The sequence below is a fragment of the Paraburkholderia sp. BR10141 genome (assembly GCF_056155635.1).
Map to the genome: position 1 here is coordinate 138,564 of NZ_JBMIQH010000022.1, position 21,073 is coordinate 159,636.

General features: G+C 66.7%; 22 protein-coding genes. 14 read left to right on the forward strand and 8 right to left on the reverse strand.

Annotated features, from left to right (window positions below):
• Window positions 1-20 precede the first annotated feature (20 nt).
• Complete coding sequence (locus tag ACOJB8_RS27290) at window positions 21-992, forward strand: LysR family transcriptional regulator (protein ID WP_342946672.1); 972 nt, start codon at window positions 21-23, stop codon at window positions 990-992.
• Between the two features lie 5 nt (window positions 993-997).
• On the opposite strand, the gene ACOJB8_RS27295 is transcribed toward ACOJB8_RS27290, so the two are convergent.
• Entirely contained in the window at window positions 998-1,831 is an 834-nt protein-coding gene (locus ACOJB8_RS27295; RefSeq protein WP_475015435.1) for an isocitrate lyase/PEP mutase family protein, read from the reverse strand.
• 301 nt (window positions 1,832-2,132) lie between these two features.
• Between ACOJB8_RS27295 and ACOJB8_RS27300 the strand changes: the two genes are divergently transcribed.
• Window positions 2,133-3,128 (forward strand): LacI family DNA-binding transcriptional regulator, encoded by a 996-nt coding sequence (locus tag ACOJB8_RS27300; protein ID WP_475015437.1) that lies wholly within the window; start codon window positions 2,133-2,135, stop codon window positions 3,126-3,128.
• Between the two features lie 35 nt (window positions 3,129-3,163).
• Here the strand turns inward: ACOJB8_RS27300 and ACOJB8_RS27305 are convergent, their stop codons facing one another.
• Window positions 3,164-3,910, reverse strand: coding sequence for an IclR family transcriptional regulator (locus ACOJB8_RS27305; protein WP_475015439.1), 747 nt, complete (start codon window positions 3,908-3,910; stop codon window positions 3,164-3,166).
• Between the two features lie 198 nt (window positions 3,911-4,108).
• Here ACOJB8_RS27305 and ACOJB8_RS27310 point away from each other — a divergent pair, with 198 nt between their 5' ends.
• Window positions 4,109-5,296 carry a pyridoxal phosphate-dependent aminotransferase gene (locus ACOJB8_RS27310; RefSeq protein WP_475015442.1) on the forward strand — a complete coding sequence of 396 codons (1,188 nt, stop codon included), beginning with the start codon at window positions 4,109-4,111 and terminating at the stop codon, window positions 5,294-5,296.
• 38 nt (window positions 5,297-5,334) lie between these two features.
• Here ACOJB8_RS27310 and ACOJB8_RS27315 read toward each other — a convergent pair whose 3' ends face one another.
• Both ACOJB8_RS27315 and ACOJB8_RS27320 read right to left on the reverse strand, forming a co-directional pair.
• Window positions 5,335-5,568, reverse strand: a complete 234-nt coding sequence (locus ACOJB8_RS27315; protein WP_069261806.1) for a hypothetical protein — start codon at window positions 5,566-5,568, stop codon at window positions 5,335-5,337.
• Between the two features lie 37 nt (window positions 5,569-5,605).
• A complete protein-coding gene (locus tag ACOJB8_RS27320) occupies window positions 5,606-6,070 on the reverse strand; it encodes an Lrp/AsnC family transcriptional regulator (RefSeq protein WP_069261807.1) in 465 nt (154 codons plus the stop codon).
• A 135-nt stretch (window positions 6,071-6,205) separates the two neighbouring features.
• Between ACOJB8_RS27320 and ACOJB8_RS27325 the strand changes: the two genes are divergently transcribed.
• Window positions 6,206-6,832 (forward strand): LysE family translocator, encoded by a 627-nt coding sequence (locus ACOJB8_RS27325; protein WP_342946668.1) that lies wholly within the window; start codon window positions 6,206-6,208, stop codon window positions 6,830-6,832.
• Window positions 6,833-6,920: 88 nt separating this feature from the next.
• Here the strand turns inward: ACOJB8_RS27325 and ACOJB8_RS27330 are convergent, their stop codons facing one another.
• Entirely contained in the window at window positions 6,921-7,427 is a 507-nt protein-coding gene (locus ACOJB8_RS27330; protein ID WP_475015448.1) for a DUF1993 domain-containing protein, read from the reverse strand.
• Window positions 7,428-7,778: 351 nt separating this feature from the next.
• On the opposite strand from ACOJB8_RS27330, the gene ACOJB8_RS27335 reads away from it, so the two are divergent.
• Together ACOJB8_RS27335 and ACOJB8_RS27340 are read left to right on the forward strand one after the other, a co-directional pair.
• Complete coding sequence (locus ACOJB8_RS27335) at window positions 7,779-8,375, forward strand: hypothetical protein (protein WP_475015450.1); 597 nt, start codon at window positions 7,779-7,781, stop codon at window positions 8,373-8,375.
• A gap of 352 nt (window positions 8,376-8,727) precedes the next feature.
• Entirely contained in the window at window positions 8,728-8,997 is a 270-nt protein-coding gene (locus ACOJB8_RS27340) for an RNA-binding protein (protein ID WP_069261810.1), read from the forward strand.
• 17 nt (window positions 8,998-9,014) lie between these two features.
• Here the strand turns inward: ACOJB8_RS27340 and nadE are convergent, their stop codons facing one another.
• Window positions 9,015-9,893 carry an ammonia-dependent NAD(+) synthetase gene (gene nadE / locus ACOJB8_RS27345; RefSeq protein WP_475015453.1) on the reverse strand — a complete coding sequence of 293 codons (879 nt, stop codon included), beginning with the start codon at window positions 9,891-9,893 and terminating at the stop codon, window positions 9,015-9,017.
• A 180-nt stretch (window positions 9,894-10,073) separates the two neighbouring features.
• Here nadE and ACOJB8_RS27350 point away from each other — a divergent pair, with 180 nt between their 5' ends.
• Window positions 10,074-11,330, forward strand: coding sequence for a L,D-transpeptidase (locus ACOJB8_RS27350; protein WP_475015473.1), 1,257 nt, complete (start codon window positions 10,074-10,076; stop codon window positions 11,328-11,330).
• A gap of 34 nt (window positions 11,331-11,364) precedes the next feature.
• Here the strand turns inward: ACOJB8_RS27350 and ACOJB8_RS27355 are convergent, their stop codons facing one another.
• Window positions 11,365-12,279, reverse strand: a complete 915-nt coding sequence (locus tag ACOJB8_RS27355; RefSeq protein WP_342947156.1) for a DMT family transporter — start codon at window positions 12,277-12,279, stop codon at window positions 11,365-11,367.
• Between the two features lie 203 nt (window positions 12,280-12,482).
• Entirely contained in the window at window positions 12,483-14,057 is a 1,575-nt protein-coding gene (locus ACOJB8_RS27360; protein WP_475015456.1) for an ABC1 kinase family protein, read from the reverse strand.
• Between the two features lie 178 nt (window positions 14,058-14,235).
• Here ACOJB8_RS27360 and ACOJB8_RS27365 point away from each other — a divergent pair, with 178 nt between their 5' ends.
• The 7 genes from ACOJB8_RS27365 (at window position 14,236) to ACOJB8_RS27395 (ending at window position 20,980) form a co-directional block, all read left to right on the forward strand.
• Window positions 14,236-14,991 carry a DeoR/GlpR family DNA-binding transcription regulator gene (locus ACOJB8_RS27365; protein WP_069261815.1) on the forward strand — a complete coding sequence of 252 codons (756 nt, stop codon included), beginning with the start codon at window positions 14,236-14,238 and terminating at the stop codon, window positions 14,989-14,991.
• Window positions 14,992-15,418: 427 nt separating this feature from the next.
• Entirely contained in the window at window positions 15,419-16,501 is a 1,083-nt protein-coding gene (gene phnS, locus ACOJB8_RS27370; protein ID WP_342946663.1) for a 2-aminoethylphosphonate ABC transporter substrate-binding protein, read from the forward strand.
• A 227-nt stretch (window positions 16,502-16,728) separates the two neighbouring features.
• Entirely contained in the window at window positions 16,729-17,838 is a 1,110-nt protein-coding gene (gene phnT / locus ACOJB8_RS27375; RefSeq protein WP_406951739.1) for a 2-aminoethylphosphonate ABC transport system ATP-binding subunit PhnT, read from the forward strand.
• A complete protein-coding gene (locus tag ACOJB8_RS27380; RefSeq protein ID WP_475015459.1) occupies window positions 17,816-18,730 on the forward strand; it encodes a 2-aminoethylphosphonate ABC transporter permease subunit in 915 nt (304 codons plus the stop codon). The genes phnT and ACOJB8_RS27380 overlap by 23 nt, the downstream gene beginning before the upstream one ends.
• Window positions 18,720-19,595 (forward strand): 2-aminoethylphosphonate ABC transport system, membrane component PhnV, encoded by an 876-nt coding sequence (gene phnV, locus ACOJB8_RS27385; protein WP_069261818.1) that lies wholly within the window; start codon window positions 18,720-18,722, stop codon window positions 19,593-19,595. Before ACOJB8_RS27380 ends, phnV begins: the two co-directional genes overlap by 11 nt.
• Window positions 19,596-19,725: 130 nt before the next feature.
• Window positions 19,726-20,352: a GntR family transcriptional regulator gene (locus tag ACOJB8_RS27390; RefSeq protein ID WP_475015475.1), complete on the forward strand. Its 627-nt coding sequence runs from the start codon at window positions 19,726-19,728 to the stop codon at window positions 20,350-20,352.
• Window positions 20,353-20,425: 73 nt separating this feature from the next.
• Window positions 20,426-20,980, forward strand: a complete 555-nt coding sequence (locus ACOJB8_RS27395; RefSeq protein WP_342946660.1) for a phosphonate degradation HD-domain oxygenase — start codon at window positions 20,426-20,428, stop codon at window positions 20,978-20,980.
• The last annotated feature ends 93 nt before the right edge of the window (window positions 20,981-21,073 follow it).

The following is a 21,073-nucleotide window of genomic DNA, read 5'->3' on the forward strand; positions in this document are numbered from 1 at the left end:
GAAACGTCGGATTTCCAATCGTGGACAAATTGACCAGCATGACCGTGTTCGTGAAGACCGCCGAATCCGGATCGTTCACGGCGGCGGCACGCATGCTCGCAATGACGCCGCAGATGGCGGGCAAGCACGTCGACGCGCTGGAAAAGACGCTAGGCGTGCGGCTGCTGCAGCGCTCGACGCGCAAGCACGCGCTCACAGAGGCCGGCCGCGCCTATTTCGAAGCCTGCCGCCGTGTGCTCGAAGAGGCGGCCGCCGCGGAGGCCGTCGCGCTCGCGCAGACCGGCCACCCGCAAGGCACGCTGCGCGTGACGGCGCCCGTCTCGTTCGGCGCTTTCCGGCTTGCGCATGAAATCAAGGCTTTTCTCTCGGATTGCCCGGACGTGAAAGTCGATCTCGTGCTGAGCGATCGGCAATTCGACCTCTTGCAAGATGGTTTCGATGTCGCGTTTCGTATCGGCGCGCTGCCCGACTCGCAACTGGTCGCGCGGCCGCTCGCGCCCTATCGGCTCGTGCCGTGTGCCGCGCCGGCCTATCTCGCCGCGCACGGAACGCCGGCGCATCCGCGCGAACTCGCGCAGCACGTGTGCCTCGATTACGCATTCGACAGCTTTCCGGCGCCCCAAACGTGGATCTTCAAGGACGGCGACACGCAGATCGAAGTCGAGCCGCGCGGCCAGCTGCGCAGCAACGACACCCGCGCGTTGGTCTCGGCGGCGGAGGCGGGAGTGGGAATCGTGCTGGCGGGCGAGCCGAACCTCGCGCCTTCGGTGGCGGCGGGGCGGCTCGTGCCGCTGCTCGAGGCGTATGCCGCGCCGGTACGGCCCATGCATCTGCTTTACGCGGATCGCCGCGCGCAGGCTCCCAAGCAGCGCGCGTTCGTGGCGTGGGCGCTGGCGTGCTTTGGCGAAGCGGGCAGCGTCGCCGGCGCGCGGGCGCCTGCGTCCCCGCTCGTTCGTCGTTCGGCGCGCAAGCCGCGCACCGGACGCACATAGCGTGATTAGCTCTCGCGACGGAAGGCGGCATTGAGCGTCGCGCCGGGGGCCGCGCCTTCGAAGCCGTCGAAACGCCCTTCGGTGAGCCGTTGCGCCGCGTGCATGAAGCCGCCCCATGCGGTGCGGGCGAGCGCGCCGCCCACGCTCACACGGCGCACGCCCAGCGCGGCGAGATCGTCGAGCGTGAAGGCCGACTTCGCGCCGATCAGCACGTTCACCGGCTTCGGCGCGACAGCGGTGACGACGGCCACGATCTGCTCTCGTGTCTGGATGCCGGGCGCATAGAGGCAATTCGCGCCTGCCTGCGCGTACGCCTGCAGGCGAGCGATGGCGTCGTCGAGATCGGGCACGCCCGCCACGAAGTTCTCCGCGCGGCCGACGAGCACGGTGTCGCCGCCGCGCGCGTCGATGGCGTGGCGCGCCGCCCGCATGCGCTCGACGGCGATCTCGATCGGCAGCAGCGGCGCTGCGTCGTCGCCAGTCGAATCTTCCACGGAAAGCCCGGCGACGCCGGTCTCGACGGCGAGGCCGACGCTTGCTTCGACGCCTGCGGGATCGGCGCCAAAGCCGCTTTCGAAGTCGGCGTTCACGGGCAGGTCGGTTGCCGCGACGATCTCACGCAGGTGCGCGAGGATCGCGTCGCGCGGCAAGGTGTTGTCGGCGTGGCCGCGCGACCAGGCGAACCCGGAACTGGTAGTCGCGAGCGCCTTGAAGCCGAGACTCTGGAGATAACGCGCGCTGCCCACGTCCCACGGGTTCGGCAGCACGAAGCAACCGGCGGCGTGCAGCGCACGAAACTCGGCGCGTTTCTCGGCGATGGTGCGGGCGGGTCCTGACATGGCAAGTTTCCTCCTGGCTCGTGGGTGGGCGGCGGGGTGTCTGCGCAGGCGTGCGTATTCTCTGGCGCCCGTCACCGATTGTGACCGAATTCCTGGATTCCCGAATCGAACGGCGTTCGCCTGCGCCGCGATTTCGGTGAAGATAAGGATGGCGAATTAAATGAACGCCTACGAAGGCGATGGCATGCAAAGGCGCGAAACGAGGAAAAGAAGGGCGCAGCCGTTATGATATGCGTTCTTTTTATTTTGCCGCCCAGCCGCAATGTCCAAAACCAGCGCTCCGAAAGCCACGCCGCCCCGCATGTCCGATGTCGCCCGTCTCGCGGGCGTTTCGAAGATGACGGTGTCCCGCGTGATGGCGGGGCGCAGCGCGTCGGAGGCGACCCGCGAGCGCGTGCAGCGCGCCATCGACGAGTTGGGCTACGTGGCCGACGCGGCCGCCGGCGCGCTTTCCTCGGGACGCTCGTCGTTCGTCGCCGTGCTCGTGCCGTCGCTTTCCAGCTCCAACTTCTCGGACACTGTGAGCGGCCTGACCGCCGTGCTCGAACCGCAAGGGCTCGAACTGCTGATCGGCGACACTGACTACTTCCTCGATCGCGAGGAGCGTCTCGTGCGCCAGATGCTGCGCCACCAGCCGCGCTGCATCGCGCTCACGGGCGCGCAGCATACGGACGCCACGCGCACGCTGCTGCAGCGCTCGGGCGTACCGGTCGTCGAAATGTGGGACCTGCCGACGGAGCCGATCGACATGGCCGTGGGCTTTTCCAACGTGAGCGCCGCGCGCGAGATGGTGCGCTATCTCGCGGACAAAGGTCATCGCCGCATCGGCTTTCTTGGCGGCGCGGGCGACCTGGACCGGCGCGGCCTCGACCGCCTCAAGGGCTTTCAGATGGAGATGAAGGCGCTCGGGTTCGAAAGGCACCGCGTCGTGCAACTCGGCGACTCGCCGGTCACGATGAGCCACGGCGCACCCGCCATGGCGGAACTGCTCGAGCGCTGGCCCGACACCCAGGCCGTGATGTGCGTGAGCGACATGTCGGCGTTCGGCGCGATCATGGAGTGCCAGCGGCGCGGCCTCAGCGTGCCCCGCGATATGGCGGTTGCCGGCTTCGGTAACTTCGAGATCGCGGCGTGCTGCCATCCGGCGATCACCACGATCTCGGTCGATGCCTACGGCATTGGTCAGCGCACAGGCGAGGCGATCGTCGCGGCCCTCGCGGCAGTGGACGGCGCGAGCGCGTCGCATCCCTTGAAGACACGCATCCAGTACGCCGTCATGCCGCGCGAGAGCGCTTGAGCACGCGACGCGAGCGTGCTCAAGCGCTCGCGTCGTTAAAGTCCCTTGGCGATGCGCTGCGCCATCTCGACCACCGCGATGGCGAGCCGTTTTTCGCGCCGCGCGTCCAGCCGCTCCAGCGGCAGGCTCGCGCTGACCGCCACACGCTTGCCGAGCGCCGTCACGCCGACGAACGCCGCGAAGCACGCGATGCCCGCCGTCACTTCTTCCCGCTCGTGCGCGAGGCCCGAGCGCCGTATCGCCGCGAGCGCCGCAATGAGGTCCTGCTTGCGCGTGATGGTGTTGGCCGTCACAGCGGGCAGTTGGCGCGGCAGGATGGCGTTGACCTCATCATCGGAAAGACTGGCGAGCAGCGCCTTGCCCAGCGCGCTGCAGTGCGCGGGCAGCCGCGAGCCGAGATCGGAGACGAGACGCACGGGTCGCGCGGGGTCCTCGCGCGCGAGATACACGACCTCCGCGCCGTCCAGCACCGCAAGCTGAACCACTTCGTTATGCGTCGCGACGAAAACGGTCGCTTCCTGGCGGAATACTTCCTGGAGCCGATCGTGCCGCACGTAAGCGCTACCTAGCTCGAACAACGTGAGACCGACGATATAGCCGTCGGCGCGCTTTTCGATCCAGCGGCGGCGCTCGAGCGAGTCGAGCATCAGATAGAGCGTGCTGCGCGAGAGGCCAGTGGCCTGCGCGATTGCCGCCGCGCGCATCGGGCCTTGAGCGTGCGCGAGCAAGTCGAGAATATCGTGTATGCGCCGGAGCGCCGGGACTTCGTAGGGTGAGGACATGGAGCTGCGTGCCGGGTTTGCCGGCAAAAGATCATCCAACAGGCTGGAAATACTAACACCACGTTGGATGCGCGCATGAGCGCATCGACATTTCTCAGCGGCATCGTTCCTTGGTATCGTTGCACACACGCATCAACGGGAACGGTTTGAACGCCATGGTGCGCGAGGCGCGCCGCATGTTCGGGAGAGTCGCGAAAAATGAAGTATTCGAATCTGGTCGAGCGGTTGCAGGGCCGTCGCACGACAGCGTGGGAGATCCATCACGCGGCGGTGCAGGCCGCTGCGCGTGGCGAGGACGTGATCGTGCTGAGCGTGGGCGACCCCGACTTCGGCACGCCCGCGCCCATCGTCGAGCGCGCCGTGGCCGCGCTGCGCGAGGGCGATACGCACTACTCGGCCATCATGGGCCGCGAGCCGCTGCGCGAAGCAATTGCTCGCGAGCATACGCAGCAAAGCGGGCGCGTGGTCGGGGCGCACAACGTGATTCTCTGCGCGGGCGCGCAGAACGGGTTGTTCGCATCGTCGCTCTGTTTGCTGGAGGTCGGCGACGAAGTGCTCGTGCCCGAGCCGATGTACCTGACCTACGAGGCCGCGATCCGCGCCTCGGGCGCAACGCTCGTGCCGGTGCCCGTCGATCCCGAGAACGGTTTTCATCTCGACTGTGACGCGCTCGATGCAGCCGTCACGCCGCGCACGCGCGCGATCTTCTTCGCCACGCCGTGCAACCCCACCGGCGCGGTGATGCCGCGCGCGCACCTCGAACGCGTCGCGCAACTGGCGAAGCGGCACGACCTGTGGGTGCTCTCCGACGAGGTCTACGCCGACCTCACGTTCGAGCGCGAGCACGTCAGCATCGCCGCGCTCGACGGCATGGCGGAGCGCACGGTCACGCTCGGCAGTCTCTCGAAGTCGCATGCCATGCCGGGCTGGCGCCTCGGCTGGGTGATCGCGCCGGAAACGATGATTGCGCATCTGGCGCGGCTCGCGCTCTGCATGCTCTACGGGTTGCCCGGTTTCATCCAGGAGGCGGCGATCACGGCGCTCGACAACCGCGCGCAGATCGTCGTTGAAATGCGCGAGATCTATCGCCGCCGGCGCGACATCGTCTACTCGCGGCTGGCGGGCGTGCCGGGGCTCGAGTGCCTGTTGCCGGAAGCGGGCATGTTCATGATGATCGACATCCGCGGCACAGGCCTCGACACGCACGCGTTCACCTGGCAGCTGTTCGAAGCGCAGAAGGTTTCCGTGCTCGACGCGAGCGCGTTCGGAGAGACCGCAAACGGCTATGTGCGGCTGGGTTTCGTCGTGGACGAAGCGAGGCTCGTCGAGGCCTGCGAGCGGATCGCGGCGTTTGTCCGGGAGCGTGCCGCAGCCGCGACGCGCTAGCGGGTCTTTCGCCGGGCGCGCAGCAAACGCGGGCAAGCTCAGCGTTCGCCGTCGAAAAGATCGTTGAGCATCTCGTCGAAGGCGGCCTGGGCGTCTTCCAGTTCCTGGAGCGCCATGTCGAAGGTCTGCAGTGCGAACTGCGACGGCTTGCCGTCGCCTTCCGGCGGAAACTGCGATTGCAGCGAGGTGAACGCCGACTTGACGCGCTGGGTCGCGGTCAGGACGCGCTCCATGGCGGCGGCTTCTTCGGCTCGTGCCTGTTCTGGGGTCATCGAAAGCTCCGTTATTGCGTGAATGGGTTGGGTGCGTTCAGGGCAGGGGCAGTCCGCCCTCGGCCTTCACTTCGCGCAGCGACAGCGCCGATTCGACCGAGGTGACACCGGGCAAGCTGCGCAGCTGGTCGCGCATGAAGGTGCCATAGTCGTCGAGATCGCGGGCCACCACCTGCAAAATATAGTCCGCCGTGCCGGATACGTTGTGGCACGACAGAATGCGCTCGATCGCCAGCACCTCGCGCTCGAAGCGGTCGGCGAGCGCGCGGTCGTGCACGGCGAAGCGCACCGAGACGAATCCCACCACGCCATAGCCGAGCGCGCGGCGCGACAGCACGGCCCGGTAACGCTCGATATAGCCCTCCTGCTCGAGGCGTTTGAGGCGCCGCGCGCACGGCGTTTCGCTCAGGCCCACCGTTTCGGCGAGGCGTGCGTTCGGCATGCGCCCATCGGTTTGCAGCGCGCCGAGGATCGCCCGGTCGAGTTTGTCGAGGTCGCTCATGATGGCTGGGGAATTCTGGTGCAGATTCCGAAATCTTAGCGCATTCCACCAATATCTGGCGAAAGTGGTATGAAAATCGCCAGAAATCGCTCTGCGTGTAGCGGCAAGATAGAGCCTCTTTCACGCGAGCCCACCATGATTTCCGCCCACCTGCTGTTGATGTTCATTGTCGCGCTGATTATCGTCTGCGCGCTGCCCGGCGCCGACATGGCGCTCGTGATGCAGACCAGCATGAGCCGCGGCACGCGCAGCGGCTTCGCGGCGGCCTGCGGCCTGGGGCTCGCGCGCGCGACCCACGTGACGCTGTCGGCCTGTGGTCTCGCCGCCTTGCTGCGCAACGCGCCGTGGCTTTATGAAGTCGTGCGCTACGTGGGGGCAGCGTATCTCACGTGGATCGCCGTGCAGATCTTCCGCGCGCCGGCGTTCGCGATGCCCGAACACGAGGGCGGGGCGGTGGCGCGGCCGCGCCGCGCCGATTTCGCCAAGGGCCTGCTCACGAACCTGCTGAACCCCAAGGCGTTACTGTTCTGCTCGGTGCTGCTGCCGCAGTTCATCCGACCGGAGGCGGGCTCGGTCTGGCTGCAGGTGTCGGTGCTGGGCGTGCTGCTGGTTGCCGTGTGCGCGCTCTTCGACGTGATCTATGTGCTGGGCGCCGTGCGCATCGCGGTGTGGCTGCGCGGCAATCCGCTCGCGCAGACGGTCCAGAAGTGGGCGTTTTCGTCCGCGTTGATCGGCTTCGCGCTGCGGCTTTCGCTCGATTGAAGCCGCCGCCGGCAAAGGCGGTTGCAAGAAGGCGTGCGGCGCGCGAGGCGCCGCACGCTTTTTTATTGCTCGTGTTTCGCGGCGCGCGTTAGCGCCCGCCAAGATAGTCGAGCTTGCCGAGTTCCACGCCGTTGTGACGCAGGATGTCGTAGGCCGTGGTGACATGGAAGAAGAAGTTGGGCAGCACGAAGCCCAGCAGATAGCTCTGGCCCGTGAAATCGATCGGGCCGCTGCGCATCTTGAGCGTAATGCTGCGCGCTTCCGTGCCGTCGATCTGCTCCGGCTTGAACGTGTTCAGATACTCGATGGTCTTCTGGATACGGGCGTGCAATTCGTCGAAGGTGACCTCGACGTCCTCGAATTTCGGGGCATCCACACCGGCGAGGCGCGCCGCGCAGCCCTTTGCGGTGTCGGTGGCGATGTGGATCTGACGCATGAGCGGCAGCATGTCGGGGAAGAGCCGCGCGCCCGTCAGCACGGAGGGGTCGATCTGCTTTTCCGCCGCGTGCGCCTGCGCCTTGCCGATGATGTTTTGCAGATTGGTGAGGCCGCGCACGAGCACGGGCACCGATGCTTGATACATGGAAATGGACATGGGGTTTCCTCGTTTCTTCGAATGCGCGCGATACGCTCCGCTTTGGAGCTGACCGGGCGGCCCATTATGCGCTATCGCGTCGCGTGCTGCCATCGGCCAAATGGCCAGCATGAGCGCGACGGCCAGGCATCTGGGCGGGCGCATGGATTACCTGGGATTACAGAGCAAAAATTCCTTGTCAAACCTCGAGGTTGCGAGCGCTTGCGGCGAGGCGCTGGGGGCTGGCGCGCGATGTGCGGAACAGCATGCCCACGGGCCGATGTGCGCAATTGCCCTGACAATATTTGATTGTGGTTTAATAGCCCGGCACCAACCATCCATTGCGCATCGTGCTGCACGATGCGATCAACCATGAACGCAGAAAAGGCAGCAATACGCCGCATCGCGCGCCGCATGGCAGAAGGCAGTGTTTGTCGCACTGGCGCGTCGCGCTGGCGCGCGCGAGTGTTGCGTGTCTCGCTGCTGGCGCTCGCGACTGGCAGCGCGGCACAGTCCGCATTCGCGCAGGATCCTCGGCTACTCGATACGCGCGTCACACAGGAATCGGTGACGGACACGATCTGCCGTCCAGGCTACGCCGACACCGTGGCGCCGCCGTTCGACGAGACCATGGCACTGAAGGATCGCATGCTCGCGGCGCGCGGCATCGACGCCGACGACGGTGTGGGCTACGCGCTCGACCGGCACGTGCCGATCGTCCTCGGCGGGTCGCCGGACGCCACCGCCAACTTCGATCTCATCCCATGGGGCGGCCACGCCGGCGAGCGCCGCAAGTCGCTGCTCACGGTGCGCCTGAAGCGTTGCGTGTGCGCGGGGCGCATGACGCTGGCCCAGGCGCAGGCCGCGATCACCGGCAACTGGGTGCACCAGTACGATCGCCTCACCCGCATGGAGTGCGGCGGGTCGGCAGACGAAACGACCTCGGCAAGCCGCGACGACGGGTCCTGAAGCGCAGTTTCGCGCGCACTTTTCCTCCCTCGGGCACGCTGATTGCGGCCAGAGCACACATGGGCAGCAGACAATCGGGCGGCAACGGTTAGCCATCTGGCGCCAGACAATATGCCGCAGCGCACCGCTCAGCAAATGCGACTATGCTGACATTCATCAACAACAGGGAGTCACAACAATGCTTACGTCCAGCCTTTTATTGCTTGGCGTCGCTGCCGTGCTGGGCCAGGTGGCGTGGACCCGTGCTCGCGCTCGTGCGAGCCTGCAGCCCGTGCGCGTACGCGCGACGCAACCGCGCCGGTTCCGCTAAACGCTGCACGTCGGGTCCGAAAATCCCGCGAGGTAGGCCGTCATGCATCTGACCGTCTGGAATGTTCCCGAAACCTGCAGCGAGCAGGACGTGCGCAGCTTTTTCGAGCGCGAACTCGGCAAGTACGCCAAGGGCATTACCGTTTATGACGCGGGCACGCCCAACGCGCACGCGGACGTCGAACTCGATTCCGAAGTGCCCTACGTGGCCGATGCCGTGGCGCGCGAGCTTCAGTCCCGTCGCCTCGCAGGCGTTGCGCTGAGGGTGAGCGCGCCGCCGTTCGAAGACGAAGAGCCGCCGCAACGCAACTGAGCCGTTCGCGCCGCGCTTCAGCGGCCGTCGTCGGCGCGGTCGTACGGTGTATAGGGCAACGCCCGCTTGTGGCGCGTCGACTCGTAAAAGCGAAAGATCGTCTCGTACGTGCGTTCGCTCACCGGCTTACCTTCCAGAAAGTCGTCGATCTCGTCGTAGCCGATCCCGTAGGCGTCTTCGTCAGGATGCAGCGGGCGCAACGTTTCCAGATCCGCAGTCGGCGTTTTCTCCACCAGCGTGGCCGGGACGCCCAGCGCCCGCGCGAGCGCGCGCACGCGGCGCTTGTTCAGGCCCGCGAGCGGCAGCACGTCGGCGCCGCCGTCGCCGAACTTCGTGAAAAAGCCCATTAGCGATTCCGCCGCGTGATCCGTGCCGATCACCAGTCCCGCTCGCGCGCCGGCCACCGCGTACTGCGCGATCATCCGCTCGCGTGCCTTGATGTTGCCGTGGAGCTTGTCCTGCTCGCTTCCGTCGGCGAAGGCGAGGCCGCTTGCCGCGAGCGAGGCGAGCATCGCGTCGGCGGCGGGGCGCATGTCGACGGTCAGAATTTCGTCCGCCGCGATGAAGGCGAGCGCGGCGGCGGCGTCCGCTTCGTCGCGCTGGGTGCCGTAGGGCAGACGCATCGCGATGAAACGTGCCGACGTCTGGCCCTGCGCGCGCAGGCTTTCCACGCTCAGTTGCGCGAGGCGCCCCGCCGTCGCGGAGTCGATGCCGCCGCTGATGCCCAGCACGAGCGTGTGCAGCCCGCTCGCCAGGAGGCGCTGCCCGAGAAAGCGCACGCGCTGCTCTATTTCGGCATGTGCGTCGAAGTGTGCGGCGACGTTCAGCTCGGCGATGATGCGGTGCTGGCGGGCGAGGCGATCGGCTTCCGGGTTGGCGTCCGATTGGGGGAGCATGAGCGGTTCCTCAAATTGGCTGCGCACGCGACATACGCGCGCAGTCTGCGTTGTCTGGTCTAATGTCGGGTGGTCGTGGCGCTGTCAGTGACGCCGCATGGCACGGCGCCCGACGTATCCGACTTCAGACAAGACGCACAATCGGCCGGACTCACGATGAACGACAATTTTTCGCGGCGCATGAGCGCTCGCGTACGCGGTGGCGTCCGGGGCGACGCCCCTAAACTTCCCCATCATAGAACGCGGTGGTTGGGCGCGCCGGCGCGCCGCGCAATAGCGACCGTACTCTGCACCTTGTCTTGCGCTTCGTGGGCGGCAAGCGCCGCTTACGCCTCCGATGCCGCGACGGCTTCCGGCGCTCACGTTACCTCTGGCACCGTGCGCAGCGCGCCGGCGCAATCGGCGTCGAAGCCGGCCGCTTCGGGCGCGTCCGTTGCATCGGCTGCTTCGGGCGCGCCGGCGGCTCGGCCGGTTGCCACAGCGGCGTCGGCAGCTTCCGCTGCTTCCACGCCCGAGCCTGTTTCGGCGGCCTCGGTCGTTTCGAGTGCGTCTGCCGCTTCGTCGGCACAGCCGGCTTCCGCGGCCTCGGCCGCGTTGGCCGCTTCCGCGCCTCCCGCGCTGGTGCTGCCCGTTCACCGGATGCTCACGCCGGAGGAAGCCGCAGAGGAAACCCGCGGCGCGCTCGAAATGCGCAAGCGCTTCGCGCGCGACGTCAACCGGCGGCTGCATGTGCCGCTGGCCGAGCAGCGCGCCTACGGCCAGCGCCTGCAGGCTGCGCTCGACGAGAAGAACCTCGGCGCGCTGGCGGGCGAGTTCGTTATCCTCGTCGATCGCAGCGCGAATGTGCAGGCGCTCTTCATCTACTTCCGCGCGATGCCCGACGAGCCGTGGCTCATGATCGGCGCGTCGCCGGTCGCGACGGGACGCCCCGGCGAGTATGACCACTTCCTCACGCCGCTCGGCGTGTTCGAGCACACGCCGCTGAACATGGACTTCCGCGCGGAAGGCACCATGAACCAGAACAACATCCGCGGCTATGGCCGGCGCGACATGCGCATCTATGACTTCGGCTGGGTGGACGGCGAACGCGGCTGGGGCAAGGGCGGTTATTCGCAGATGCGCTTCCAGATGCACGCCACCGACCCCGACCGCCTCGAGCCGCTGCTCGGCATCCGCCACTCGAAGGGCTGCGTGCGGATACCCGCGACGCTCAACGCGTTCATCGACCACTACGGCATCATCGACGCCGAATACCAGGCGCTGGTCGATGCGGGCAAGTCGCTCTGGGTGCTCCACTCGGACCGCGAGATCACACCGTGGGCGGGACGCTTCGTCGTCGTGGTCGATTCGGAGCGCAAGACGCGTCCGGCGTGGTCGCCCGCACCCGGCGGCAAGGCGCGTGCGAAGGTGCCGGCCGGCGCCGACACCGCTGACTAAGCGTGTCATCCGGGCGGTCGCGCCAGCGCATGCGCTACGCGCGCCGCGCGAGCAGCACGCCCGCTAGCGCGACGCCGAAGCCCGCCATTTGCACGGGCGTGAGCGTTTCGCCGAACAGCAGCCAGCTTTCGAGCGCCGCAAGCGGCGGCGCGAGAAAGAGCAGCGCCGTGGCGCGGGCGGCGTCGCCGTGGCGCACCATCCATACGAGCAGCGTCACGCCCACGCCCGAGAGCATCGCGATGCCCCACGCCAGCGAGAACCACAGGGTCGGCGTGGCGATCCAGCGCGTCTCGCCGAGCACGAGCGCGAGCACGGCGGCGACGATCGCCGCGCCCAGATTCTGCACGGCGCTCGCGCTGCGGATGTCGGCTTGCGCGAGCGACGTCTTCTGATAGAGCGTTCCCGCCGTGATCGATCCGACCGATACCACCGCGACCACCACCACGAGCAGCGGATTCGCATGAGCGTGCATGGGCGCGGTCGCGGCAGCGGCGTCCGCGATCGCGCCGCCGCCTGCGTGCATCGCGGCGTACAGCTTCGGGCTCAGCACGAGCACGACGCCGGCGAGCCCGAGCGACATGCCGGTCCAGCGCAGCGGCGGCAGGCGCTCGCCGAACGTGCGTGCCGCGATGGCGGCCGTCAGGAGCGGCTGGAGCGCGCCGAGGAGCGCCATCACGCCCGCGCTCAAACCTTGCGCGACCGCCCAGTAGCCCGCGCCCAGATAGACGCCCTGCAGGAGCGCGCCGGCGAAGAGATGCTTGCCGATTTCGCGTCCGCGCGGCCAGGGCGCGCGCATGACCAGCGCGACGATCGTGAACAGCGCCGCCGTGCCTGCGAAGCGCGCGAGCAGGAACAGGTTGGGATCGGCGTAGGGCGCAATGGCGCGCGCGACGACGAAACCCGTCGACCACAGGAAGACGAAAAGGGTGGGTGCGAAGGTGGCGAGCATCGGTGTCGAAGTGGACGCGCGCTGACGCCGCGCGCGGAGAAACACGAAAGGCTCGGAGTATCGCGCAACGTGCGGGTGGCGGTCTTGTTCAGGACTGCACTGGTCCGGGCCGGCGCCGCTAGATGAGTTGAATGCAACTAACTGCCTAGCCCGTGCCGCGCCAGCCAATGCAAACGACGTCAAGGCGGAAACACTAGCGGCCGCTAGCTTCCAAACAATACCGCGGTCACGCCGATCAAGCCGCCGCAGAGCGCGCAGGCGAGCAGCAGCGCGCGCGTGCGCCGATGCTCGCGGCGCCAGGCATCGAGCAAGGCGGCCTGCTGCGCGGCCTGTCCCGCGGCGGGACCGTGTCCGCCCTTCGCTTGATGCTCGAGGAAGCGGAACACCATCTGCGGCACGCGCGGGGCGATTTGCGCAAGATGGGGCAACTCCTGCGAGAGTCGCCGGATCCAGCCCTGGTGGCCGAGATCTCGCCGCGCGATGTCGGCGAGCGTGTGCCGTGCGATGCCCCATGCGTCGACGCCCGGATGAATCGAGCGGGCCAGCTGCTCGGCCTGGCCGAACGCGCGCTGCGCCGCCACGAGGCGCGGCGAGACTTCACCTCCGAACGGCTGCACCGAATGCAGCAGATGATGGAACAGCGCACCCGCGCTGCGCTCGTCGGTGTCGCTCGCGAAATGCGCTTCGCTGCGCGTGCGCAATTCGGCCTCGATCTGCTCGGTGCGTGCATGCGTGGGCACATGACCGGCCACGTGATGCAGCGTGGCGAGCCGGCCGTAGTCCTGTTCGAACAACGCGGTCGCACCGTGCACGAAGAATTCGCGTTCAGGCGAAGAAAGGCTCGTCATCAGCGCCGCACCCGCGAGCACGAGGCGGCCGCGCGTCTCGGGTTCGACGCTCACCGCGACCCGGCTGGCGTCGAGGGCCGCATGGAAGAACCCGTGCTCGAACGCCTGGCGCGTGACCACTTCGATCAGATGGGCCGCCACCTGCGTGACGTTGATGTGGTGTTCGGCAAGCCCGGCGATATCGGTTGCGCGCACGGTGTCGATGTGCTGCACCGCGATCGTCTGGGGGGTGCAGAGGTCCCAGATCACGTCGGGCACGACGATGCGCGGATCGTCGCCAAGCTGGTGGCCGCTCTGGCTCAGGTTCGCGGCCTGGGCGCGCAGGTCGAAGCGGTGCTGCAGGTCGTCGCGCAGCGCCTGCGCGAGCGTGTGCAACTGCAGCTTGCGCGCGGCACGCGAAAAGCGCTCTATCCAGCGGGCCACGGCGCACAGGAGCGCGGCCTCGTCGTCGACTTCCTGAACCTGTTTGGCGCGCAGCACGCGCAGCGTGATCGTCTGGTGGCCGTTCACCGGCAGCGCGAGCCGCGCGATGTGCGTCTGCTCGCACCAGCCGTTATGGGCCGGCTTGGGGTCGATCCACGTGAACACCGTTTGGGGCGGCTTGCCGAGCGCGGCGCGCAGCGTGGTATCGAGCGCCTCGCCCGCGAGGGGCTCTTCGAAATGCTCGATGGCGTCGATCGCGTCGTGCAAGGTCGCGCCCGCGAGTTCGGGGCGTGTGGCGAGCGTTTGCGCGAAGGCCGCGGCAAGCGGCGCGAGACGCGGCAGCGAACCGTGCAGGCGCGAGGCAAGGCGCGGGTCGCCGTGCAGGTTCGAGGCGAGCGTGAGGAACCAGTGCAGCTTGTGATGCTCGGGCGCGGCGAGCCAGATCAGCCTGAAGCCATAACGCAGTGCACAAAACAGCAGACGCAATTGACGAAGTCGTGAACGCATGAATTTCAAGGGTCATCGCGTGAGCGCGCGGTCCCCACGAGATTAGCAGGGATGGGGACGCGATGGCAGGGCAGGCTCGTTCTGCGCATGCGTAATACAATACGGCGGCTTTTCCGCATTCACGTCGGACTCACATCATTCCCAGCGTTTTTTCCACGCACGACCCGCGCCCACCGAGATGCTCGCAGAACAACGTCACCAATACATCCTCTCGCAAGTGAACCGGACAGGCGCGCTTTCCGTGGCGGATCTCGTGCGCGAACTGCGCGTCTCGCGCGAGACGATCCGGCGCGACCTCAATACGCTCGCAGAGCGAGGGCTGCTCGTCACGACCCACGGCGGCGCGCTCTCGAGCGACCGCCGGGAGCCCGATCTCGACGTGCGCGAAGCCGCCAACGCGAGCGCCAAGCGCGCAATCGGCGAACGTGCGGCGGAGTTCGTGCCCGACGGCGCCTCGGTCATCATCGATTCGGGCAGCACCACGCATGCGCTCGCGCGCGCGCTCACGGACCGCCATCGGCTCACGGTGTATACCAACGACTGGCGCATCGCGCTGTTGCTCGGCCGCCGCAACGAGAACCGCGTCACGCTGCTGGGCGGCGAGCTGTCCGACCACGAGGAAGCCACCTTCGGCCTCGACACCGTGCAGCAGCTTGCCCAATACCACGCCGATTTCGCGTTCGTCGGCGCGGGCGGCATCACCGCCGACGGCTGGCTCACCGACTACTCGCGCATGGTCGCCGAGGTACGCAGCCGCATGCTCGCGGCCACGGCCTGCGCGATCGTCGTCGCCGACCATTCGAAATTCGGGCGCGTCACGCCCGTGCGCATCAACGGCTTCGAGCAGGCGCGCTACGTCATCACCGAGCTTGCGCCCGAAAAGAGCATCGCGCGCGCGATTACGGCACGTGGGCCCGAACTCGTCATCGCCTGACTCTCCCTGCGGCGCGGCGTGGCGCGCGCTGCGCTTGCCCGTCTACACGCCTGCATGGCTGCCGTCAGCACCTTCCCGGCAGAATCAGCACGCCTATGTGGCTTGTCGAATATTGGCGAATTGTGGAATTTTTTGACAAACGCCACAATCGTCATGCGCGTGTCATCAAAACCTGTGATTCTTGCGGGGCCCGTCCAGATGGGCCGGTCAGCGAGGCGAGCGGCAATTCCGCGGCTTCGCCTGGCCGGCTGGTTCAGGTGGAAAGTGTCGGATTGTAGACAATCTGCAATCGCGATACGAGACCACCGCGAGGCGGGCAATGACAGGCGGCGCAGTCCGCCGAAGTTCGGATTGTTCAGCTCAGTTCGATCCATTCAACAAACGCATCGGGTATCCCGAGCACCTGGTTTTGCCTTCGGAGAGTGACATGAACCACACGAATTCCCATCGCGCGGGTTTTGCACGCAAGCTGCTGCCGATCGCGGCCGCCGCGGCGCTTCTGGGCGCTGCAGCGAGCGCGCATGCCGCCGACGCCGTCGTGCTGTACACGGCCGACGGCCTCGAAAATCTCTACAAGGACGTGCTGCCGGCCTTCGAGAAGAAGGAAGGCGTCAAGGTCAACATCGTCACGGCGGGCAGCGGCGAAGTGGTGAACCGCGCGAACGTCGAGAAGGACTCGCCGAAGGCCGACGTGATCGTCACGCTGCCGCCGTTCATCCAGACGGCGCAGCAGAGCGGCCTGCTCCAGCCGTACCAGAGCGTGAACTACAAGAACGTGCCGACGATCGCGAAGGCGACCGACGGTTCGTGGGCGACGTTCGTGAACAACTACTTCTCGTTCGCGATCAATCCCGATGTCGTGAAGAACGAGCCGAAGACGTTTGCTGACCTGCTGCACCCGGACTACTCGGGCAAGGTCGCGTACTCGAACCCGGCCACGGCTGGCGACGGCATGGCCGTGATCATCCTCACGACCTCGCTGATGGGCGAAGACAAGGCGTTCGACTACCTCAAGAAGCTCGAGCAGAGCGCGAAGTTCCACACCAAGGGCACGGGCTACCTCGACGTGCTGCTCTCGCGCAACGAAATCGCGGTGGCCAACGGCGACCTGCAGATGGATCTCGACGACGCAGCCAACGGCGGCCTCTCGCTCAAGCCGATTTTCCTCGCGGCCGACGCTGGCGGTCATCCCACGACGTTCCAGCTGCCGTACGCTATCGGCCTGATCAAGAACGGCCCGAACCAGGCTGAAGGCAAGAAGCTGATCGACTACCTGATGTCGACGGACGTGCAGTCGAAGGTGCCGGACATCTTCGGTATTCCGGGCCGCACCGACGTGGCGCTCAAGGGCAAGAACGGCGAAGCCGTCAAGCAGGCCATCCAGGGCGTGAAGCTGATCCCGGTGGACTGGAACCAGGTGATGGCGAAGAAGGCCGACTGGACGACGCGCTGGAAGACCGAAGTGATCGGCTCGTCGGGCAAGCAGCTCGAAGTCGTGAAGCCGAAGTAAGCAGCAGCAATTTGTAATTTTGTATGGGATGGGACCTGGTGCTTCCGCGCCAGGTCCCATCGACAGCTTTGCATAGGACCAGAGTCAGGCGCTTTGCATGGGACCGGAGTAAGGAGCTTTGCATGGGACCAGAGTAAGCGCTAAAGCGCCAACTCTGGTCGACAGCTAAAGCGCCAACTCTGGTCGACAGTTAAAGCGCCCACTCCGGTCGATAGGAGATGAACCCGGTGAATACCGCAAGCCTCGCGCCGGCCGGCATGGCCCGCGCGCTGCCGGATGTGTCCGGACTGACTGACGCCACGGACGCCTCCGGCGCTGCGGGCGTGCAGATCGACCACCTGAGCGTGCGCTTCGGCGCGCGTACTGTCCTCGACGATCTGTCGCTCACGATCCGACGCGGCGAACTGTTGACCGTGCTGGGCCGCAGCGGCTGCGGCAAGACGACCTTGCTGCGTTTCATCGCGGGGTTCATCGAAGCCGACGGACTCGCGGGCACGCTCACCGTGGCGGGCCACGATCTGACCCATGTGCCGCCGCATCAGCGCAACCTGGGTTTGCTGTTCCAAAGCTATGCGCTCTTTCCGCATCTCTCGGTGTTCGAGAACGTCGCGTTCGGGTTGAAGGCGCGCCGCGTACCGTCGCGCGACATCGCGCGGCGCGTGGCCGACGCGCTCAAGCTCGTGCAGCTCGGCGACGCGGGGCACATCATGCCCGCGCAGCTCTCGGGCGGCATGCAGCAGCGCGTGGCGCTCGCGCGTGCGCTCGTGATCGAGCCGGACGTGCTCCTGCTCGACGAGCCGCTCTCGGCGCTCGACGCCAATCTGCGCGCCTCGGTGCGCTCCGAATTGAAGGCGCTGCACGAGCGGCTGCCCGACCTGACGATCGTCTGTGTGACGCACGATCAGGACGACGCGCTCGTGCTCTCCGACCGTACGCTGCTCATGCGCGATGGCCACATCGCGCAGCTGGGCACGCCGCAGGAACTCTACGACACGCCCAACGACGCCTACGTGGCCCGTTATCTGGGCGCGGCGAACCTGCTGCCACCGAACGTCGCGTTCCCGGTGGGCGATGCGCGTCACGACGTGCGCGACAAGCTCGCATGCCTGCGTCCCGAAAGCCTGCGCATCGTGCCGCTCGGCGAAGGCTCGCTGCACGGCACGATCGAATCGGTCGAGTGGTATGGCTCGGTGCTGTCGGTGCCGGTGCTGCTCGACGCGATGCCGAACGAACCGGTGCTCGTCACCATGCAGCGCGGCCACGGCATGACGCCGGCGAAAGGCATGCGTGTGTCCCTGCGTTACGAGGCTGACGATGTCGTCCTTATCAACCCCTGATTCCGCCCAGGCTCTGCCCGGCGCCGATGCGCACGCGGCCGCCGTGCGCCGCCGCGAACGGCGTGCGCAATGGCATATCGCGTTTCTGCTCGTGTTCGTGCTCGGGCCGCTGGTCGTCTATCCGCTCGTGCGGCTCGTGCTGCTGAGTCTTTCTGGCTCGCATGGCTTGAGCTTCCACGCGTACGAGACGTTCTTCGGCAATCCCGATTCGCGCGGCGTGATCGCCACGACGCTGTGGATCCTGTTCCTGAGTGCGGGTCTGGCTTCCGTGCTGGGTGTCGCGCTCGCCGCGCTGCTGTTCTTCAAACCGTTTCCGGGCGCACAGCTCGTCACGCGTTTTCTGGAACTGTTCGTGGCGTTCCCGTCGTTTCTCGTCGCGTTCACGCTGATCTTTCTGTACGGCTCGCAGGGCTCCGTGAGCATCGGGCTGCAACGGCTCTTTCATTTGCAGGCACCCCCGCTCGACTTCCTGTTCGGCATCGGCGGGGTGGTACTCGCGGAAGTGGTGTTCTACGCGCCGTTCGTCGTGCGTCCGACGCTCGCCGCGTTCGCGCTGCTCGACATGCGCCTGATCGAAGCCGCACGCAGTCTCGGTGCGAACAGCCGCATGGTCGCCCTGCGCGTGATCCTGCCGCTCGCTTGGCCGGGTATCGCGGCGGGCACGATCCTGTGTTTTCTGCTGACGTTCAACGAGTTCGGCATTCTGCTCGTGCTCGGCAGCGCGCACCTCATCACGCTGCCGGTGGCAATCTACAGTTCGGCCACGGTCGACCTCGATCTGCCGACGGCCGCCGCAGGCGCCGTGGTCATGCTCGCGATGTCGCTTTCCCTGTATGCGCTGTATCGGCGCGTGAATCGACGCAGTCATGGAGGCGCGCGCAATGTCAACTAATCCCGTCGCCGGTTCCGACCGTATCGCGCTGCCGCCCAAGCATCTTCGCGCGCAGCCCGTCGAGCGCAGCCTCTTCTCGCGCATTGCCAGCGCGACACTGCTTGGCTTCGCGGCGCTGCTGTGCTTCTGGCTCTTCGTGTTGCCGGTGATCGTCGTCGCGCTGTCGAGCGTCGCGTCGCACTGGTCGGGCACGATCTTGCCCGACGGTTTCAGCACGCGCTGGTTCGAGCGCCTCGGCTCTACCGACTTCGATGCGCTCGCAACGAGTCTCGAAGTGGGCTTCGGCGTGGCGGTGCTCGGCACCGCGCTGGGTCTGTGGCTCGCACTCGCGCTCGAAGGACGCGACCGGCGCGGTCTGGGCGCGGTCGTCGACACGCTCGCGATGGTGCCCAACGGCGTGCCAAGCGTGGTGCTCGGCCTCGCAGTGTTGATCGCCTATCACAAGGCGCCTGTGGATCTGTCCAGTTCTGCTGCGATCGTCGTGTTCGTGCAGCTGGCTCTGGTGCTGCCGTTTTGCTATCGATGCGCTTCGGCTGCGCTGCGTCCCGAGCTGACCGTGCTGCGCGAAGCGGCAGCGAGTCTCGGTGCGCCGCCTTCGATGGTGCTGCGCCGCGTGGTGCTGCCGCAGCTCGTGCCGGCCATCCGCGCGAGTCTCGCGCTGGGCTTCGCGCTGTCGCTGGGCGAACTGGGCGCGACGCTCACGGTGTATCCGCCGGGGTTTGCGACGGTGCCGATCGTCGTGGTGGGCGCAGTCGAGCGCGGTTATTACCTGCCGGCATCGGCACTATCACTGGTCTTGTTGCTCGTCTCGCTGGGGGCGCTGCTGCTGATCGCGGCGCGTGTGCCGCGCCGGCGAGCGGACTGAGCGGATGGATGCCATGCGGTTCGATGCGCCGCAGGCGCGCAACAGACGGCCAAGGCAGGGCATGCAAGATCCGATGAGCGACGAGCGTGCGAGTAGCGGCAACGCGGGCGATCCTGAGGCGTTGTCCGACATGACGCCGCTTGCCATGGTGCGCCAGCATTCGCTGACTGCCCTGGTGCGCGACGAGATCGAGCGACGCATCGCGGCGGGCGTGCTCGCACCCGGCGACAAACTCAATGAAGCCGACTGGGCGGCACGCCTCGCCGTCTCGCGCGGGCCGGTGCGCGAAGCGTTTCGCGCGCTGGAGCAGGCAGGTCTCGTGCGCAACGAGAAACATCGCGGTGTGTTCGTGCGCAGTGTCGGCGCGGCTGAGGCTCAGGAACTGGGCGTAGTGTGCGCAGCGTTGCGCGAAGCGGCGTGCCGGATGCTGGCGCCGCGCATCGACGCGGCGCAGGTCGCGGAGTTGCGCGAGCATCTCAACGCGATGCGCGACGCGGTGGTCGCCGAGAAGGGTGAGGCGTTTCTGCAAGCGCGCGACGCGTTTCGCGCGTCGCTCTTGGCAGCGGCGGGCAACGCCAGGCTGCGCGAGACCTATGAGCGGACCGTGAGCGAATTGCGGCTCTCTTCGCAGCGTGCAGCACCGACGCACAGCGCAATGGATGCATCGTATGCAGGGCATCGCGCGCTGTTGAGCGCGCTCGCATCGCGCGACGCCGACGAATCGGCCAGGCGCATGCGCGAGTCCTGCGGCGACTGAGAGCGGAAGGAACGATGGACGGCGCTCAGGTGTGGGCCGTCGCCGAATTCACGTCATAGAGGAGTTGAAGAAGATGGCACTGAACCTCGCGGATATTCGTGCGCTGTTCGAGACGTATGGTGCGTTGGCCTATAGCGGCGAACCGGTCACGCAACTCGAACACGCGCTGCAAAGCGGTGCGCTGGCAGAAGAAGATGGCGCGACCGAAGAACTGACCGCCGCGGCGTTCCTGCATGATCTGGGTCACCTGCTCAATCGTCAGGGCGAAACGCCGACCGAACGCGGCATCGACGATCTGCACCAGTACTATGCGTTGCCGTTCCTGCGGCCCGTGTTGCCCGATAGCGTGCTGGAACCTATCCGCCTGCATGTGGATGCGAAGCGCTACCTCTGTGCCGTCGATGAAGCGTATTTCGGCTGCCTCTCCGCAGACTCGGTGCGCAGCCTCGAATTGCAGGGTGGCATCTTCAATGAAGATGAGGCGCGCGATTTCGCTGCACGCCCCCACGCCGAAGACGCGGTGCGCCTGCGCCGCTGGGACGATCTCGCGAAGGTGGCGGGCAAACCGACGCCGGATCTCGACCACTATCTACATCTCGTCGAACGCGTCATGCAACGCCACGTTTGAGGCGATTGCGCTCCCGCGCTTTTCCGATTTTCACGCGAGTCAAAAAACCGCTTGCAAGATGTCATCTGCGTGACTAGAATTCCGGTCTTTCGC